General features: G+C 69.9%; 12 protein-coding genes and 2 tRNA genes. 12 read left to right on the top strand and 2 right to left on the bottom strand.

The features are described 5' to 3' along the window. Positions 1 to 9 precede the first annotated feature (9 nt). Positions 10 to 1,707, bottom strand: coding sequence for a thiamine pyrophosphate-binding protein (locus ABZ930_RS09030; RefSeq protein ID WP_361543868.1), 1,698 nt, complete (start codon positions 1,705 to 1,707; stop codon positions 10 to 12). Between the two features lie 188 nt (positions 1,708 to 1,895). Between ABZ930_RS09030 and sucC the strand changes: the two genes are divergently transcribed. The 6 genes from sucC to ABZ930_RS09000 all read left to right on the top strand — a co-directional run bounded on the left by sucC (position 1,896) and on the right by ABZ930_RS09000 (position 9,336). Continuing rightward, positions 1,896 to 3,029, top strand: a complete 1,134-nt coding sequence (gene sucC, locus ABZ930_RS09025) for an ADP-forming succinate--CoA ligase subunit beta (protein WP_361543865.1) — start codon at positions 1,896 to 1,898, stop codon at positions 3,027 to 3,029. 11 nt (positions 3,030 to 3,040) lie between these two features. Further along, the gene (sucD, locus tag ABZ930_RS09020; RefSeq protein WP_361543862.1) at positions 3,041 to 3,925 is read left to right on the top strand and encodes a succinate--CoA ligase subunit alpha; all 885 of its coding nucleotides are present in this window, start codon (positions 3,041 to 3,043) and stop codon (positions 3,923 to 3,925) included. Between the two features lie 141 nt (positions 3,926 to 4,066). Next, positions 4,067 to 5,602, top strand: coding sequence for an aldehyde dehydrogenase family protein (locus ABZ930_RS09015; protein ID WP_361543859.1), 1,536 nt, complete (start codon positions 4,067 to 4,069; stop codon positions 5,600 to 5,602). Positions 5,603 to 5,817: 215 nt separating this feature from the next. Further along, a tRNA-Leu gene (locus tag ABZ930_RS09010) sits at positions 5,818 to 5,902 on the top strand. A gap of 177 nt (positions 5,903 to 6,079) precedes the next feature. Continuing rightward, a tRNA-Leu gene (locus ABZ930_RS09005) sits at positions 6,080 to 6,167 on the top strand. A 211-nt stretch (positions 6,168 to 6,378) separates the two neighbouring features. After that, a complete protein-coding gene (locus ABZ930_RS09000) occupies positions 6,379 to 9,336 on the top strand; it encodes a GH59 galactosidase (RefSeq protein ID WP_361543856.1) in 2,958 nt (985 codons plus the stop codon). A gap of 7 nt (positions 9,337 to 9,343) precedes the next feature. On the opposite strand, the gene ABZ930_RS08995 is transcribed toward ABZ930_RS09000, so the two are convergent. Further along, on the bottom strand, positions 9,344 to 10,501 hold the full coding sequence (locus ABZ930_RS08995; protein WP_361543853.1) for a substrate-binding domain-containing protein: 1,158 nt from the start codon (positions 10,499 to 10,501) through the stop codon (positions 9,344 to 9,346). A 200-nt stretch (positions 10,502 to 10,701) separates the two neighbouring features. Between ABZ930_RS08995 and ABZ930_RS08990 the strand changes: the two genes are divergently transcribed. From ABZ930_RS08990 to ABZ930_RS08965, 6 genes are all read left to right on the top strand, one after another. Then, entirely contained in the window at positions 10,702 to 11,721 is a 1,020-nt protein-coding gene (locus ABZ930_RS08990) for a hydroxyacid dehydrogenase (RefSeq protein WP_361543850.1), read from the top strand. A gap of 67 nt (positions 11,722 to 11,788) precedes the next feature. Further along, positions 11,789 to 13,057, top strand: a complete 1,269-nt coding sequence (locus ABZ930_RS08985) for an extracellular solute-binding protein (protein WP_361543847.1) — start codon at positions 11,789 to 11,791, stop codon at positions 13,055 to 13,057. Next, positions 13,054 to 13,989 (top strand): sugar ABC transporter permease, encoded by a 936-nt coding sequence (locus ABZ930_RS08980; RefSeq protein ID WP_361543844.1) that lies wholly within the window; start codon positions 13,054 to 13,056, stop codon positions 13,987 to 13,989. The genes ABZ930_RS08985 and ABZ930_RS08980 overlap by 4 nt, the downstream gene beginning before the upstream one ends. Further along, the gene (locus tag ABZ930_RS08975; RefSeq protein WP_361543841.1) at positions 13,986 to 14,891 is read left to right on the top strand and encodes a carbohydrate ABC transporter permease; all 906 of its coding nucleotides are present in this window, start codon (positions 13,986 to 13,988) and stop codon (positions 14,889 to 14,891) included. The genes ABZ930_RS08980 and ABZ930_RS08975 overlap by 4 nt, the downstream gene beginning before the upstream one ends. Before the next feature lie 49 nt (positions 14,892 to 14,940). Further along, entirely contained in the window at positions 14,941 to 15,678 is a 738-nt protein-coding gene (locus tag ABZ930_RS08970) for a hypothetical protein (RefSeq protein ID WP_361543838.1), read from the top strand. Positions 15,679 to 15,688: 10 nt separating this feature from the next. Next, complete coding sequence (locus tag ABZ930_RS08965; RefSeq protein ID WP_361543835.1) at positions 15,689 to 17,353, top strand: heparinase II/III family protein; 1,665 nt, start codon at positions 15,689 to 15,691, stop codon at positions 17,351 to 17,353. Positions 17,354 to 17,360: the final 7 nt, after the last annotated feature.

The raw sequence follows: 17,360 nt of genomic DNA, 5'->3' as shown, positions 1-17,360 counted from the left end.
GGACTCACCTCACTTGTACATCGTCTGGTTCATGGTTCCGGGCGCGTAGGCGTCCGGATCGACCCATACGTTGATCAGGGACGGCTTGCCCGACTCGCGCGCGCGGCGCAGCGCGGGACCGATGTCGGCCGGGTCGCGGACCTCCTCGCCGTATCCGCCGAGCATCTGGGCGAACTTGTCGTAGTGGACGTCGCCGAGGGTGTTGCCGACGCGCTCGCGCGCGTCGCCGTACTTGGCCTTCTGGCCGTACCGGATCTGGTTCATCGAGGAGTTGTTGCCGACGATCCCGACGAAGGGCAGGTCGTAGCGCACGAGCGTCTCGAAGTCCCAGCCCGTGAGGGAGAACGCGCCGTCGCCGAAGAGCGCCACGACCTCCTTGTCGGGCCTGGCCTGCTTGGCGGCGAGGACGAAGGGGATGCCGACGCCGAGGGTGCCGAGCGGCCCGGGGTCCATCCAGTGGCCGGGCGACTTCGGCTGGACGACCTGACCGGAGAAGGTGACGATGTCGCCGCCGTCGCCGATGTAGATCGAGTCCTCGGTGAGGAAGTCGTTGATCTCGCTGACCAGCCGGTACGGATGGATGGGGGAGGCGTCGGAGCGCAGGTTCGGGAGCCGCTTCTCGATGGCCGTCTGCTCGGCGGCGCGCAGTTCGTCGAGCCATTCCTTGCGCTTGGTGCCGCCTCCGTTGAGCCGTCCCGAGGCGGCCTCGGTGACGGACTTCAGGACCAGGCCCGCGTCACCGACGATCCCGAGGTCGACGTCGCGGTTCTTGCCGACGGTGCGGTAGTCGAGGTCGATCTGGACGACGGTCGCGTCCGGGGACAGCCGCTTGCCGTAGCCCATCCGGAAGTCGAAGGGCGTGCCGACGATGACGATGAGGTCGGCGTTGGAGAAGGCGTAGCGGCGCGACAGCTGGAAGTGGTGCGGGTCGCCGGGCGGCAGGGTGCCGCGGCCTGCGCCGTTCATGTAGGCGGGCACGTTCAGCGCGCGCACCAGCTCGACGGCCGCCTCCGTGCCGCGCGTCGTCCACACCTGGCTGCCGAGCAGGATCGCCGGCTTCTCCGCGTGCACCAGGAGGTCGGCGAGCTTCTCCACCGCCTCCGGGTCGCCGGCCGACCGGGTGGAGGCACGGTAGTGGCCCGCCTTCGGGACGCGCGCCTTGTCCACCGCCACCTTGGCGTCGAGCACGTCGCGGGGGATCTCCAGGAAGGAGGGCCCGGGCGCTCCGTGGTAGCACTCGCGGAACGCCATGGACACCATGTCGGCCGCGCGCGCGGTGTCCGGCACCGTCGCCGCGAACTTGGTGATGGGCGTCATCATGTCGACGTGCGGCAGGTCCTGGAGCGACCCCATCTTGTGCTGTGTGTGCGCTCCCTGGCCGCCGATGAGCAGCATCGGTGACTCCGCGCGGAAGGCGTTCGCGACACCGGTGACGGCGTCCGTGGTGCCGGGTCCTGCCGTGACCACCGCGCATCCCGGCTTGCCGGTGATCCGGGCGTATCCGTCCGCCGCGTGGGCGGCGACCTGTTCATGGCGTACGTCGACGACCTCGATGCCCTCGTCGACGCAACCGTCGTAGATGTCGATGATGTGGCCGCCGCACAGGGTGTAGATGACCTCCACCCCCTCGGCCTTCAGTGCCTTGGCGACCAGATGGCCTCCGGAGATCTGCTCCTGGCCGTTGTCCGCGGTGGACGACTGGGGCATGGCGAAGTCCCGTCCCTTCGTAGGGGATTGGCGAGCCGATTCGGCCGAGGTTCAGCACGGCTGGGGCACGGCTCTCGTGCGTCGCTCGTACATTGCATACAGTCGACGAATACTGTATGAACCTTGTTATCCCGCATCCGGTGGGTGGTGTCCAGGGGGCGTGCGGCACTTTCGAGTCAGGAGCCGAAATGGACCTGTACGAACACCAGGCAAGGGAACTCTTCGCGGAACACGGCATCTTGGTGCCGCGGGCGGAGACCACCGACTCCGCCGAGGAAGCGCGCGGGATCGCGCGCAGGCTCGGCGGTCGCGTCGTCGTCAAGGCCCAGGTCAAGACCGGTGGGCGCGGCAAGGCGGGCGGCGTCAAGGTGGCCGCCGACCCGGCCGCCGCCGAACTCACGGCACGTCAGATCCTCGGCATGGACATCAAGGGCCACACCGTCGGCACGGTGATGCTGGCCCAACCCGTCGACATAGAGGCGGAGTTCTACGTCTCCTACGTGCTCGACCGCGCCGCCGGCACCTTCCTCGCCATCGCCTCCGCCGAAGGCGGCATGGAGATCGAGGAGGTCGCCGCCGCACGGCCCGAGGCCGTCGCCCGCATCCCGATCGACCCGGCGGAGGGCGTCACCACGGCCGGGGCCGCACGGATCGCGGCGGCCGCCGGCCTGCCCCCGCAGACCGTCGACGTCCTCGTGCGCCTCTGGAACGTCCTCACGCGCGAGGACGCCGTCCTGGTCGAGGTGAACCCCCTGGTGCGCACCGCGCAGGGGCAGATCCTCGCCCTGGACGGCAAGGTCACCCTCGACGACAACGCCCGCTTCCGGCGCGAGCGCTGGGGCGCCCAGGAGATCACGCACGACGACCCCCTGGAGGCCGAGGCGGCCGCCAAGGGCCTCAACTACGTCAAGCTCGACGGCGAGGTCGGCATCATCGGCAACGGCGCGGGACTGGTCATGTCCACCCTCGACGTCGTCGCTGGCTGCGGCGCCCGCCCCGCCAACTTCCTCGACATCGGAGGCGGCGCCTCCGCCCGGACGATGGCCGACGGACTGAACGTCATCCTCTCCGACCCGTCCGTGAAGTCCGTCTTCGTGAACGTCTTCGGCGGCATCACGGCCTGCGACGCCGTCGCCGACGGCATCGTCAGCGCCCTGGACAGCGTCCGGCTGACCAAGCCGCTCGTCGTCCGGCTCGACGGCAACAACGCCGCCCGCGGCCGCGCCATCCTCGACTCCCGCGCCCACCCGCTGATCCAGCAGGCGCCCACCATGGACGGCGCCGCGCGCCGCGCCGCCGAACTCGCGACCAACGCCCACTGAGGAGCCGGGACATGGCCATCTATCTCACCAAGGAGAGCAAGGTCCTCGTCCAGGGCATGACGGGCGCCGAGGGCATGAAACACACCCGTCGCATGCTCGCCGCGGGCACGAACGTGGTCGGCGGCGTCAACCCCCGCAAGGCCGGCCGCACCGTCGACTTCGACGACCGGGCCGTTCCCGTCTTCGGCAGCGTCGCGGACGGCATGGCCCGCACCGGCGCCGACGTCACCGTCCTCTTCGTGCCGCCCGCCTACGCCAAGGCCGCCGTCGTCGAGGCCGCCGACGCGGGCATCCCGCTCGCCGTCGTCATCACCGAGGGCATCCCGGTGCACGACTCCGTCGCCTTCCACGCGTACGCCCGCCGCAAGGGCACCCGCGTCATCGGCCCCAACTGCCCGGGCCTGATCACCCCGGGCGCGTCCAACGCGGGCATCATCCCCGCCGACATCACCAAACCCGGCCGCATCGGACTCGTCTCCAAGTCCGGCACCCTCACCTATCAACTCATGTACGAGTTGCGGGACATAGGCTTCTCGAGCTGTGTCGGCATCGGCGGCGACCCCGTCGTCGGCACCAGCCACATCGACTGCCTCGCCGCGTTCCAGAACGACCCGGAGACCGATCTCGTCGTCCTCATCGGGGAGATCGGCGGCGACGCGGAGGAGCGGGCCGCGGCCTACATCCGCGACCACGTCACCAAACCTGTCGTCGCCTACATCGCCGGGTTCACCGCCCCCGAGGGCAGGACCATGGGGCACGCCGGAGCCATCGTCTCCGGCTCCTCCGGCACCGCCCGGGCCAAGAAGGAGGCGCTGGAAGCGGTCGGCGTGCGCGTCGGCTCGACACCCACCGAGACGGCCCGGCTCGTGACGGAACGCCTCGCCGGCGGCGAGTGACGCGATTCATACGCCCCAACCGCCTTTCCCCGTACGGTCCTTGGCATACGGGAGGTGTCCAGCGGGCACCTCCCGTCCACAGCACCGACAGCCAGCAAGACGCCCGCCCCGACTGTGCACCGTGAGCGGAGACCGAAAGCAATGGCAACCACCCTCAAAGCAGGAACGTCCTGGATCGACGCCTGGCAGCGCTGCCTCGGCGCGGCCCCCGAGGCCTTCCGAGACGACCGCGTCCTCAACCTCTGGAACGGCGACTGGCAGGCCGACGGCCGTACGCTGCCCGCCACCACCCCCGTCGACGGCAGTCCCATCGCCGGCCCGCCGCGCCTCGACGCCGACACCGCCCACCGGGCCGTCCGCGCCTCACTCGACCAGCACCGAGCCTGGCGCCACGTCCCGCTGCCCGAACGCCGCGCCCGCGTCGCCGCCACCCTCGACGCCCTCACCCAGCACCGCGACCTGCTCGCCCTGCTCCTCGTCTGGGAGATCGGCAAACCGTGGCGGCTCGCCCGGGCCGACGTGGACCGGGCCATCGACGGAGTGCGCTGGTACGTCGACGACATCGACGAACTCCTCGGCGACCGGACGCCGTTGGCCGGACCGGTGTCCAACATCGCCAGCTGGAACTATCCGATGAGCGTGCTCGTTCACGCCATGCTGGTACAGGCACTGGCAGGGAACGCGGTCATCGCCAAGACCCCGACCGACGGCGGCGTCTCCTGTCTGACCCTGGCCTGCGCCCTCGCCGCCCGCGAGGGCATCCCCGTCACGCTCGTCAGCGGCAGCGGCGGGCAGCTCTCCCAGGCGCTGGTGCGGGCGCCCGAGATCGGCTGCGTGTCCTTCGTCGGCGGACGCGACACCGGCGCCGCCGTGGCCACGGCCGTCGCCGACCTCGGCAAGCGGCACATCCTCGAACAGGAAGGGCTCAACACCTGGGGCATCTGGAACCACACGGACTGGGACGGGCTGACGGCCGCGATCCCCAAGCTCTTCGACTACGGCAAGCAGCGCTGCACCGCCTACCCGCGGTTCGTCGTGCAGCGTGACGCCTTCGACGCGTTCCTCGCCGCGTACCTGCCCGCGGTACGCACCCTGCGCGTCGGACACCCGCTCGCCGTCGAGGACGCCGGGGACCCCTACCCGCAGCTCGACTTCGGCCCGCTCATCAACGCGGCCAAGGCCAAGGAACTCACCGACCAGGTCGGCGAGGCGATCGACCGCGGTGCCGTGCCGCTGTACCGCGCCGCCCCCGACCCGGACCGTTTCCTGCCCGGCCAGGACACCAGCGCCTACGTCCACCCGGTGACGCTCCTCGCCCCGCCCCCGTCCTCACCGCTGCACCACGCGGAACCCTTCGGCCCGGTCGACTCCATCGTCCTGGTCGACACCGAGGCGGAGCTGCTCGCGGCGATGAACGCGTCGAACGGCGCTCTGGTCGCGACCCTCTCCACCGACGACGAGGAGACGTACGAGCGGCTCGCCCCGCAGATCCGCGCCTTCAAGGTCGGCCACGGCAAGCCGCGCTCGCGCGGTGACCGGGACGAGCTGTTCGGCGGGTTCGGCGCGTCCTGGCGCGGCGCCTTCGTCGGCGGCGAGCTGCTGGTGCGCGCCGTCACCCAGGGACCGGAGGGGGAGCGGCTGCCGGGGAACTTCCCCGACTACCACCTGATGCCGTGACCACCCGGACCGCCGCCTAGCGGCAGATCCGCCCACCGACGACGAAACCCGAGGTCGAAGCCCCTTTCCGTGTGCTGGCGCAACCATGCGGTCACACACGGTGAAGGGGCGCAGGGAAGGTCCCGGTGGGCGGATACGCAGGTGAAGGGCGCCCCGAAGTCTTGGTATTGTTGTCCATGTCGCCGCGGGCAGTGCCTCGCGAGCGCCGACACCTTGTCCGGGTGGCGGAATGGCAGACGCGCTAGCTTGAGGTGCTAGTGCCCTTTATCGGGCGTGGGGGTTCAAGTCCCCCCTCGGACACACAGAGTGACTGGAGTGCCGGTCGGGAGTGATCCCGGTCGGCACTTCGTCGTATCCGGTGCCTTGTCCGCCGCGCGGGTGTCCGCGGGGTGCGTTTATGCAGGTGAGAGGCGCCCTGAAGTCTTGGTATTGTTGTCCTTGTCGCCGCGGGCAGTGCCCCGTGAGCGCCGACACCTTGTCCGGGTGGCGGAATGGCAGACGCGCTAGCTTGAGGTGCTAGTGCCCTTTATCGGGCGTGGGGGTTCAAGTCCCCCCTCGGACACCAGCAGACCAGTAGATGTTTCTCGACAGGCCCCGGCCGGGAGTGATCCCGACCGGGGTTTCGTGCTGTTCGCGGTGGGGCGTTCGCCGTGTTCGGATGCGGATGAGTGTGGTCGTGTACGAGTGATCCGTAGAGACCCCGAACCCTCCCGTTGTGTCATGTGCCTGCCCCAGAGCCAGGACGAGGCAGAACGAGGGCAGAGGAGTCGATGCTGATGCGTACCCCGAAGAAGACGCGTGCACGGGTGAGGCCCAGATGGGCGGCGCTCGCCGCGGCCGCCGCCGTCACCCTGGGCGCCGGAATGATCTCCGCGCCGCCCTCCCGCGCCGCCGCCGACGACCCGGTCGACGTCGTGGTCAAGGGCGACGACATACGGGCCGACAACGTCAACGGCCTGACGTACAAGGGTCTCGGCGTTCTGAGCTGCAACAGTACGAGCAATTTGCTCATGGACTACAAGGCCGAGCAGCCCGAGCGGTACTGGCAGCTCATCCGGGTGCTGTTCGGTGGTGCGAACCCGCTCATCAATCACGTCAAGGTCGAGATGGGGTCGGACACCAACACCTCCACCGGCGCCGACCCGGCGACCATGCGGACGTCGGACGAGCTCGCGGACGCGTCCCGGTCGCCGGGGTTCCAGCTCGCCGCCGACGCCAAGACGGTCAATCCGAAGCTCAAGGTCTCCGTTCTCCGCTGGGAGATGCCGCAATGGGTCCAGACGGAATGGAACAAGGGGACCGGGACCGATGAGATGTACCGGTGGTACAAGGAGACCCTTCTCGACGTGTACCAGAAGTACGGGTACATGGTCGACTACGTGAATCCGGACAAGAACGAGACGCGGTCGCCGGACGTGTCCTTCGTCAAGTGGTACAAGAACGCGGTCGTGAGCGACACGGATTTCGCCGACGCGCGCTACGGGATTCCGAAGAAGGAGCGGGAAGCCGTCGCGCAGGCCTATCACCGCATCAAGATCGTGGCCTCCGACGAGAACAACACCCTGAACATGGGCCCTGCGATGCTCAGCGACGCCGATCTCTTCGGGATCGTCGACGCGACCGGCTACCACTACACGACGGAGGACCGTCGCGAGGGCGCCGTCGGCAGCGACACCTATCTGCCGTACACCCGGCTCGCGACCGGCGAGAACGCGTACGGGCAGGACAAAGAGGTCTGGTACAGCGAGGGAACCGGTTCGTTCGGGTACACCGACTACCGCGTGAACAACACCGAGGGGCCCGGTGGCGCCAGTACCGGAATCGGTGGTGTGCAGAGCGCCCTCGACATCGCCAACCGCGTCGTGAAGAGTTACGCGAACTCCAAGCGGACGCACTACATCTTCCAGCCGGCGATCGGCTCCTTCTACGAGGGCGCCCAGTACAGCCACAAGGAACTCGTGAGCGCCCGCGATCCGTGGTCGGGCTATCTCCACTACGACGCGGCGATCTATGTCATGCAGCACTTCACCCAGTTCGCCAAGACCGGCTGGGAGAACGACACCAATACCGAAGGTATTTGGCGGACGGTTCCCGAGGCCAGCTACAGCGGAGTGAGCGGCACCGAGAACCTCGACGGTTCCAACGGCGCGCCCAGCTACATGACGCTGGCCGACCCGAAGAAGCGGGACTTCTCGACGGTCGTCGTCAACGACAGCGATCGGCCGAAGACGTACCGCATCAAGGCCGAGGGGCTGCGGCTCGGCCGTGACACCACGATGGAGGCCTGGGAGACCCGGGCCGCCGGCGCCGGGCAGCGCTACGACGCCGACTTCAAGCACCTCGCCGCCGAGCTCCGGCCTGCCCGCTCGGGCGACGGCACGTACACCTACACGTACACGGCGAAGCCGCGCTCCGTCACGACGCTGACGACGCTCGACAGGAGCGGCGACCCGGCCACGAACCAGCGGCTGCCGAAGTCCGGCGACCGCGCCGTCCTCGACACCGACGCGCGCGGCAAGCGGGGCGACACCCAGGACACGTACCTCTACGCGGACGACTTCGGGTACGCGGAGGAGGGCAAGGTCCGGGTCGGCACCTCGCTCCGGCCCTACCTCGCCTCGCGCGGCAACCAGCCCCGCTACATGGTCGACCAGACCGGCGCCTGGGAGGTCGGCGACGGCGTGCTCCACCAGTACATGGACCAGTCGATGAAGGACACCGCCGCCTGGAACAAGAACACGCCCAACACCACCGTCGGGGACTTCCGCTGGGAGAACTACAAGGCGTCCGTCGACGTCTCGTTCCCGGACCCGGGCGGCGGGCTCGCCGCGCTCGGCGTGCGCCAGCAGAAGGGCATGGCGATCAGCGACGCCGCCTACAACCTGCGCATCGGTTCCGACGGCGGCTGGACGTTCTACGAGTACGGGACGGCTCTCGCGCACGGCACGGTCGCGGCGGCCGACGGGTACCGGCTGGCCGTCGAGGCGAAGGGGGCCACGGTCACCGCCTTCGTCGACGGTGAGAAGGTCGCGACGTACAAGGATCCGACGCCGGAGACCTCGGGGCGCGTCAAGCTGGGCAGCGACTTCCACAGGACCGGCTTCGACAACCTCAAGGTCGAGAAGGTCGCCGGGTACGCGCCCTACGCGGCAGCGCAGACGGACAACATGGACGGCTCGGTGACCTACAAGGGTGATTGGAGCAGGAAGGCGTCGGGCGGCGACGCCATGGACTGGTACCGGACGACGTCGACGAGCACGACGGCGGGGGCGTCCGTCACCGTCCCGTTCCGCGGTACGGGGGTCGACGTCATCGGCGGCAACGACGGCAGCGCCGTGCTCGATGTCCTCGTGGACGGTGAACTCGTCGCCGAGGGCGTGAAGACGGCCGCCACCGACAAGCGCCTGGCGACGTACTCGCTGCGCGGCCTGCCGGACGGCAGGCACGAGGCAACGTTCGTCCTGAAGTCCGGGAAGCTCGTGCTCGACGCCTTCGACATCGCAGCCGGAGGCCGCGTCTCCGGCGCGGTCGACACGCAGCCCGTCCGCGACGCCCTGGCCGAGGTCGCGGCGGTGCGGGAAGGCGGCTACACCGCCGGTTCCTGGGCGGTGTTCGCGCACGCGCGCGCCGCCGCGCGGGCCGCCGCACACGGGCAGAAGGGCCTCGACACCGTCGGCGTCGAGCAGCTCGCGGAAAGGCTGCGGGCCGCCCACGGCCGGCTGGTCGCGCGGTAGCCGGCCGTCACCGTACGAGGGGCGCTCCCGGCGGCAACGCTGCCGGGAGCGACGACGAGCGAATCATCAACTCGGGGAGGATCAGCGCCCGTTGGGCGGGGCGGCGGCTGCCTTCGAGGAGCCGCGCCACCATCATCTCGACGGCCGTGCGGCCCACCATGGCCTTGGGCGGGCGGACCGCCGTGATCGCCGGATCCGCGAGATGGGCGACCTCGTCGTCGTAACTGACGAGTGCCAGGTCGTCGGGGACCCTGATGCCCTGCTCGGTCAGGTACTGGACCACCGAGAGGGCGTCGGGGTCGCTGTGCACGATGAGCGCGGTGATGCGGGAGCGGCGGCAGCCTTCGAGGATGTCGCCGATGATCCGGCGGTGCCCGGGGACGTCGAGGGCCACGCTCTCGCGTATCAGGAAGTCGGCGGACAGGCCGAGTTCGGTGCAGGCGCGATGCCAGCCCACGGCGAGATGGGCCGAGGTGGGGCTGCCCTTGGACAGCACGAGTCCGATGTCGCGATGGCCGAGCGAGTGCAGATGCCGGACCGCCATCTCCAGGCCGGTCGCGTGGTCGCTGCGCACCCACTCCAGCTGGTGCGGCGTCGGTGTCCACTCCGGGGTCTTGCGCTCCACGAAGACGACGGGGACCGGCAGTTTGCCGATCCAGTCGATCATCTCGTGCATGCCGGGGCCCTCCAGGTTCGGGGCGAGCAGCAGCCCCTGCACCTGCCCCGATTCGGTCAGCCGGACGATCTGCCGGCGGTCCTCGGCCTGGTCGTAACTGGAGCCCCGCAACTGCACGTTGACCCCGTGCGCGGCGGCGGCGTTGCGCACGCCGCTGACGATCTGCGGCCAGTAGAAATCGAGTGACGGCACGACCATCCCGATCGTGAACGCGGGCGTCGCCATGCGCCGTCTGCGCACGGGCTCCTGCTCCAGTGCCGAGGGCAGCGTCGCGCCGCCGTGCACCCGGGTGAGCAGGCCACGATCGGCGAGGGCCGCGATGTCCCGGCGGATCGTCAGCTCGCTGACCGACAGGTCCCGCGCGAGATCGCGAACGCGAACGGCGCCGTGCAGCCGCAGCTGGTCCATCAGGCGCTCGCGGCGCTGCAGCGCGAACAGTTGGTCCCCGCCCGCCGCTCTCTCCTCCTGCCCGTGGCTCTCCGCTGTCATGGCGCGTCTCCTCCCGTCCGGCACCGATCCCGGCGCGATGTTCGAGTCTGTTCAGGTCGTTACGTATGTGGTCGAGCTCTGGTGGGTCTGTATGGGCGACCACTATCTCTGACTCAGCGTCTTCTGGCTGGAACTCGCCGGAAACACGGATGGCACCCGCTGTGTGAGCGGGCGCCCGGAGGCAGAGGAGCCCGCACCGCATGCAGACCAAGGCCCGCGCTCTGGTCGTGATGAGCAGGTCCAGCTTCGAGGCCCACTTCGACCGGGACCGGCTGCGCCGCCTCGCCGACCTGGTGACCCTCGACGAGCCCTGCTGGACCGACGACCTCGACAGCGCCCGGTCACGCGAACGCCTGGCCCGCGCCGAGGTGCTGCTCACGTCCTGGGGCGCCCCCGCCCTCACCCCGCAGCGGCTCGCGGCGGCACCCCGGCTGCGCGCCGTGCTGCACGGCGCCGGCAGTGTGCGCGACCTGGTCGGCCAGGAGGTGTGGCGGCGCGGGATCCGGGTGACCAGCGCCGCCGACGCCAACGCCGTCCCGGTGGCCGAATACACCCTGGCCGCGATCATCTTCGCCGGGAAGAAGGCACCGTTCCTCGCCGCCGACGAGCAGCGCGCGTACGGGGGCTGGGGCTCGGTCAGCGGCTACGGCGACCTGTCCAACTTCCGGCGGACCGTCGGCATCGTGGGCTTCTCCCGGATCGGCCGGCAGGTCGTCGAACTGCTCCAGGTGCTGCGCGGCACCACCTGTCTGGTCGCCGACCCGTACGCGGACCCGGACGAGGTGGCCAGGGCCGGTGCGACCCTCGTGCCGCTGGAGGAGATGCTGCCGCGCGTCCACGTCCTGTCCGTGCACGCTCCGGAGACGGCCGAGACGCATCACCTCATCGGCGCCGAACAGCTGCGCCTGCTCCCGGACTTCGCCACCGTCATCAACACCGCGCGCGGCTCGCTCGTCGACGCCGCGGCGCTGGCCGCGGAGTGCGCCGACCGCAGGCTCTTCGCGATCCTCGACGTCACCGATCCCGAACCGCTGCCCGCCGACTCACCGCTGCGCAGCCTCGCCCGCGTGATGATCACGCCGCACATCGCCGGATCCCTGGGCACCGAGATCGGCCGGCTGACCGATCACGTCCTCGACGAACTCGCCCGCTGGGTCGCCCGCAAGCCGCTGCGGGCCGAGATCACCGCCGAGAGCTGGGCCCTGGGCCTGAGCGCCTGAACCTGCCGCCCCCCGCACCTCCCGTCCTCAACCGCTCCATCCGTGAGCTCAAAGGAGAGCCGCCGTCATGAAGCCGAAGAAGAACCTTGCCCGCATCGCGCCGCTGGTCGTCGCCGCGGCCCTCACCGCGACCGCCTGCGACGCCAGCGGCCAGGAAAGCTCCACGTCGTCCGACGGCAAGACCGTCGTGAAGATCGCGCTGTGGAACTACAAGACCACGCCCGAGTTCAAGGCCCTGATCGACGGCTTCGAGGCGGAGAACCCGACCATCGACGTACAGCCGGTCGACATCCTCGCCGACAACTACCCGGACAAGATCACCACGATGCTGGCGGGCGGCGACACCACCGACATCCTGACGATGAAGAACGTCACCGACTACGCCCGCTACGCCACCCGCGGCCAGCTCCTGCCGCTGACCGACGAGGCGGCCAAGCTGGACAAGGCGTCGTACTCGGGTCTCGACGACTACGACCTCAAGGGCAAGTACTACGCGCTGCCCTACCGCTCCGACTTCTGGGTCCTCTTCTACAACAAGGCCATGGTCGGCGACACCGACATGTCCAAGCTGACCTGGGACGACTACGCGAAGCTGGCCAAGAGGTTCACCAAGGGATCCGGCTCCGACAAGGTCTACGGCACCTACCTGCACACCTGGCGCTCCGTCGTCCAGGCGATCTCCTCCGCGCAGACCGGCGGCGACCAGCTCGGCGGCGACTACGCGTTCTTCAAGGACCAGTACGACATGGCCCTCGACCTGCAGAAGTCGAAGGCGACGCTGCCCTTCGCCACCGCCTCCAGCAACCAGATCACCTACGACTCGCAGCTGACCACCGGCAAGGCCGCGATGGTCCCGATGGGTTCCTGGTGGGCGGCCGCGCTGCTCGCCGAGGCGCAGCAGGGCAAGAACGACATCAAGTGGGGCATGGCGCCGATGCCGCAGATCAAGAGCAGCGGCAAGACCGTCACCTTCGGATCGCCGACCGCGTTCGCCGTCAACAAGAAGGCCAAGAACGCGGACGCCGCCAAGAAGTTCGTCACCTGGGCGTCGGGTCCCGAGGGCGCCGCCGCCGTCGCGAAGATCGGCGTCACGCCCGCCTACACCAGCGACAAGGTCCTCGACACCTTCTTCTCCGTCGACGGCATGCCGGACGACGACCTGTCCCGCACGGCGATGAAGCCGACCACGGTGCAGCTGGAGATGCCGGTCAGCGACAAGTCCTCCGACGTCGACCAGATCCTCAAGGAGGAGCACGAGATGATCATGAGCGGCGAGAAGTCGGTCGACGCGGGCATCAAGGAGATGGACCAGCGTGTGAAGGACGAAGTCCAGTGAGTGCCCCCACCGTCGAGCACGCGTCCTCCGGCGCTTCCGCGGCCCACCGGGCCGCCGCGAAGCGCCGGCGGCGCCGCACCGCCCTCATCGGCTGGTCGTTCATCCTCCCCAACTTCCTGGGGTTCGCCGCCCTCACCCTCGTACCGGTGCTCGGCGCGCTCGCGATCTCCTTCACCGACTGGGACTCCTACGCCACCCCCGAGTGGGTGGGCCTGGGCAACTTCCAGCGGCTGTGGAACGACTCGAACTTCTGGACCGCGCTGCAGAACACCTTCTACTACGCGGCCGGTCACATCCCCCTCACCCTCGTGGTCTCGCTGGGCCTCGCCGTACTGCTCAACCAGAAGCTGCGCGGTGTGCGCGTCCTGCGGACCGCCTTCTTCTTCCCGTACATCACCTCGCTCGTCGCCGTCGCCGTGGTGTGGAACATGCTGCTGAGCCCCGAGGCGGGGCCGGTCAACCAGTTCCTGAACTTCCTGGGCATCGACGACCCGCCGGGCTGGACCAGCGACCCGGACTGGGCGATGCCCGCGCTGATCCTCGCCAGCGTCTGGCGGGACATGGGCTACTACATGGTGCTGTTCCTGGCCGGGCTGCAGACCGTCCCGGCCGAGCTGTACGAAGCGGCCCGGATGGACGGCGCGAACGCCTGGCAGCGGTTCTGGCACGTCACCCTGCCGGGGCTGCGGCCCACCACCTTCTTCGTCACCGTCATGATCACGGTCTCCAGCTTCAAGGTCTTCGACCTGGTGCAGGTCATGACCGAGGGCGGCCCGGGCCGGTCCACCCTCGTCCTGTCCCAGCTGATCTTCCGTGAGGGCATCACCCAGGGCCGGTTCGGCTACGCCTCGGCGGTCTCCCTGGCGCTGTTCCTGATCTGCCTGGTGATCACGGTGATCCAGTTCCAGCTGCAGCGAAGGAGCGAGCGTTGAACGCCACCGTGCTGGACAAGGACGTCGCCGCGCCCGCGGGACCGGCTCCCGTCCCCGCGCCGCGCCCGGACCGTCGTGGCGCGACCGCGATCGCCGCGCAGGTCGCGCTGTACGTGCTGCTCGCCGTGGTGGCGGTGGCCGTGCTGCTGCCGTTCATCTGGATGCTCGTCTCGTCGGTCAAGGACGACCGCGACGTGTTCACGGTGCCGATCCAGTGGATCCCCGACGAGTTCAAGTGGAGCAATTTCAGCAGCATTTGGACCCGGGTCCCGTTCGCCGCCTATCTCGGCAACTCGTTCTTCCTCAGCATCGTGATCACGTTCCTCCAGGTGCTCACCGGCAGCTTCGCCGCGTACGGCTTCGCCAAGATGCGCTTCCCCGGCCGGGATCTGCTCTTCACCGGCTACATCGCGACGATCGCGGTGCCGTGGCAGGCGTACATGGTGCCGCAGTACGTGATCATGCAGAAGCTGGGCCTGGTGAACTCGTACGCGTCGCTGATCCTGTTGCAGGCGTTCGGCGCGTTCGGCGTCTTCCTGATGCGGCAGTTCTATCTGACGATCCCGGACGAGATCAGCGAGGCGGCGCGGCTCGACGGCCTCACCGAGTACGGCATCTGGGCGCGGATCGTGCTGCCGCTGTCCAAGCCGGCCCTCGCCAGCCTCGCGCTGCTGACGTTCGTGAACACCTGGAACGACTACATGGGCCCGTTCATCTACCTCACGGACAACCGCCTGTGGACCGTGCAGTTGGGGCTGCGGGCCTTCATCGGGCAGTACGACGCCGAGTCGGCGATGATCATGACGGGTTCGGTGCTCTCCGTGATACCGGTCCTGGCGGTGTTCCTGCTCGGCCAGCGCTACTTCGTCCGGGGCATCGCGACCACGGGTGTGAAGGGCTGACGGCATGGCATCGACACAGCCGGGTGCGGCCCGCCGATCGCGTCTCAACGTGGCATACGGCTCATGGGAGTTGATCTGGTCGCACGTCCACCGCGTCCTGGTCGTCAATCTGGGCATGGCGGTGGCCAACCTGCCGCTGCTGGCAGCCCTCCAGCTGACCCACCAGCCCTGGCGCCATCCGCTCCTGTTCGGAGTGCTGCTGCTGGTGCTGCCGGGCCCGTCCGTCGCCGCCGCGTACGCGTATCTCGACGCGTCGTCGGCCGACGCGGACACCCAGGCGCCGGTCCGGCTGTTCGCACGGGCCTACCGACGGCTGTTCCGGCGGGCGGTGCTGGTCTCGGCGCCCTTCGTGCTCCTCCTGATCGCGGCCGTGACCGACGTCGTGACCCTGCGAACCTCCGTGCTGGGCGCGGCCGTCGTACCGACGGCCGTGGTGGTCGCGGTGGTGGCGGCCGTCGCCTGGCCGGTCGCGCTCGCGCGCGTGGCCGGGGGAGGGGCCGTGGAGCGGCGGCTCTTCCTGCTGGCGCCGTACGCCGCGCTCCGCTACCCGCTGCTCACCCTGCTGAACCTGGTCCTGGCGGCGGTGTCCCTGCTGCTCGTCAACCAGGCGCCGTTGATGGGCCTCGCGGTGCTGCCCGGTTGCACTCTGTTCGTCGTGTGGCGCAACTGCCGCGTCATGCTGTCCCTCGCGGACCGGGCACGGCCGGCCGGTCCCGCCGTACGAGAGAGGAGCCGGGATGCCTCCCACACCTTCGGACCCCTTGCCCGCCGCTCAACAGCCGCCTGACACGGCGTGGTTGAGGGAACTGCGGGCCCACATCCGTGCGGCGGCCGACGCCGCACGGAGTACGCCCCTGCCCGATCTGCCGTTCTCCGCGTACCGCCGTTTCGACGACGACGGCGACCGACTGGCGTACGAGGAACGGTACTTCGGGCGTCGCGCCCACGTGACCGCGCTGGCCGCCGAGGCGCTGATCGACGAGACGGCGCCGCTCGACGCCCTCGCCGACGCGTTGTGGTCCGTCTGCGACGAGTACACCTGGGCCCTGCCCGCCCACGAGATGCACGCGACACGTCTGGACCGGGGCATGGACCGGTGCCTCGACCTGTTCGCCGCGCTCACCGCGCATCTCCTCGCCGAGACCGTGCGGCTCTGCGGCGAGCGGCTCGATCCACGGGTCGCCGCCCGCGTCCGCGACCAGGTGGACCACCGGGTGCTCTCCCTCCTCGCCGACGACGACCGGCCGCTGGTGTGGGAGGACTGGGCGCACAACTGGGCCGCCGTGTGCGGCGGCGCCGCCGGGCTCGCGGCCCTGGCCCTGTGGTCGCCCGGACCGCGCCTGACCCGCGTCGTCGACCGCTGCCGCGCCGCCCAGCTCACCTATCTCAGCGGCTTCGGCGACGACGGCGGCTGCGCGGAGGGCGTGGACTACTGGGTCTTCGGCTTCGCGAACTTCGTCTATTTCGCGGAGGAGTTGAGGGCGGCGACCGGTGAGGATCTGCTGGCGCACCCCAAGGTGGCGGCCGTCGCCCGCTTCCCCTCGGCGGTGCACCTGGGCGGCGGGCTCTTCCCCGCCTTCTCGGACGCGGCCGAACGCCCCCGGGTGCCCGCCGGGCTCGCGGGCCTGCTGGCGCGCAGGCTCGGTGTGCGGGTCCCCGCCGAGGCCGTCGAGACCGGCGTCCTCGCGGCCCGGGACTGGGGCGACATCTCCCGCACCCTGCGCTGGGGCGCGCCGGAGCCCGACCCCGCCCCCGACCCCGCGCCCGCCACCACCCACCTCCCCGAGCTGGCCTGGACGATCGACCGGGGCGCCCACGTCGCGTTCGCTGCCAAGGGCGGTCACAACGGCGAGCCCCACAACCACAACGATCTCGGCCAGTTCGTCCTGGCCGCCCACGGCGAGGTCCTCCTCGCCGATCTGGGCGGCGGCGAGTACCGCAAGGGGTACTTCGACGACGCCACGCGCTACACCTACCTGCACACCTCCTCCCGCGGGCACTCCGTCCCGCGCGTCGACTCCCGCGAACAGTCCGCCGGTGGCGACCGCGCCGCGCGCCTGGTGCACCATCAACTCCACGACGACGGTGTCGACGTGACCCTCGACCTCACCCGGGCCTACGAGGTGCCCGGCCTGACAGCCCTGCGCCGCGGCTTCGCCTGGCGTCGCGAGAGCGGGGAACTGCTGCTCGTCGACGAGGTGGAGGCCGAGCGGCCGATGCCGGTGGAGGAGGTATTCGTCAGCAGGCTGCGCCCCGAGCCGCTCGCGGATCACGTCACCTGGCGGGGCGCCGCCGCGCAGGCCCGGCTGGTCCTGCCCGACGGCTGCACCGCACTCATCGAGGAGCTGGCCACCACCGACCACGAGGGCGCCCCCGACACGGTGTTCCTGCTCCGTCTCGGCTTCGGCCTGCCCGCGGGGCGGACCCGGCTGGCGTTCCGCTTCACGGTGGGCGGCCGATAAGTCGACC

It is taken from the genome of Streptomyces sp. NPDC046716, assembly GCF_040645755.1.
In the GTDB taxonomy this organism is placed as follows: domain Bacteria; phylum Actinomycetota; class Actinomycetes; order Streptomycetales; family Streptomycetaceae; genus Streptomyces.
Note: the sequence above shows the minus strand (reverse complement) of the source record. Positions and strands in the feature narration are given on the sequence as shown.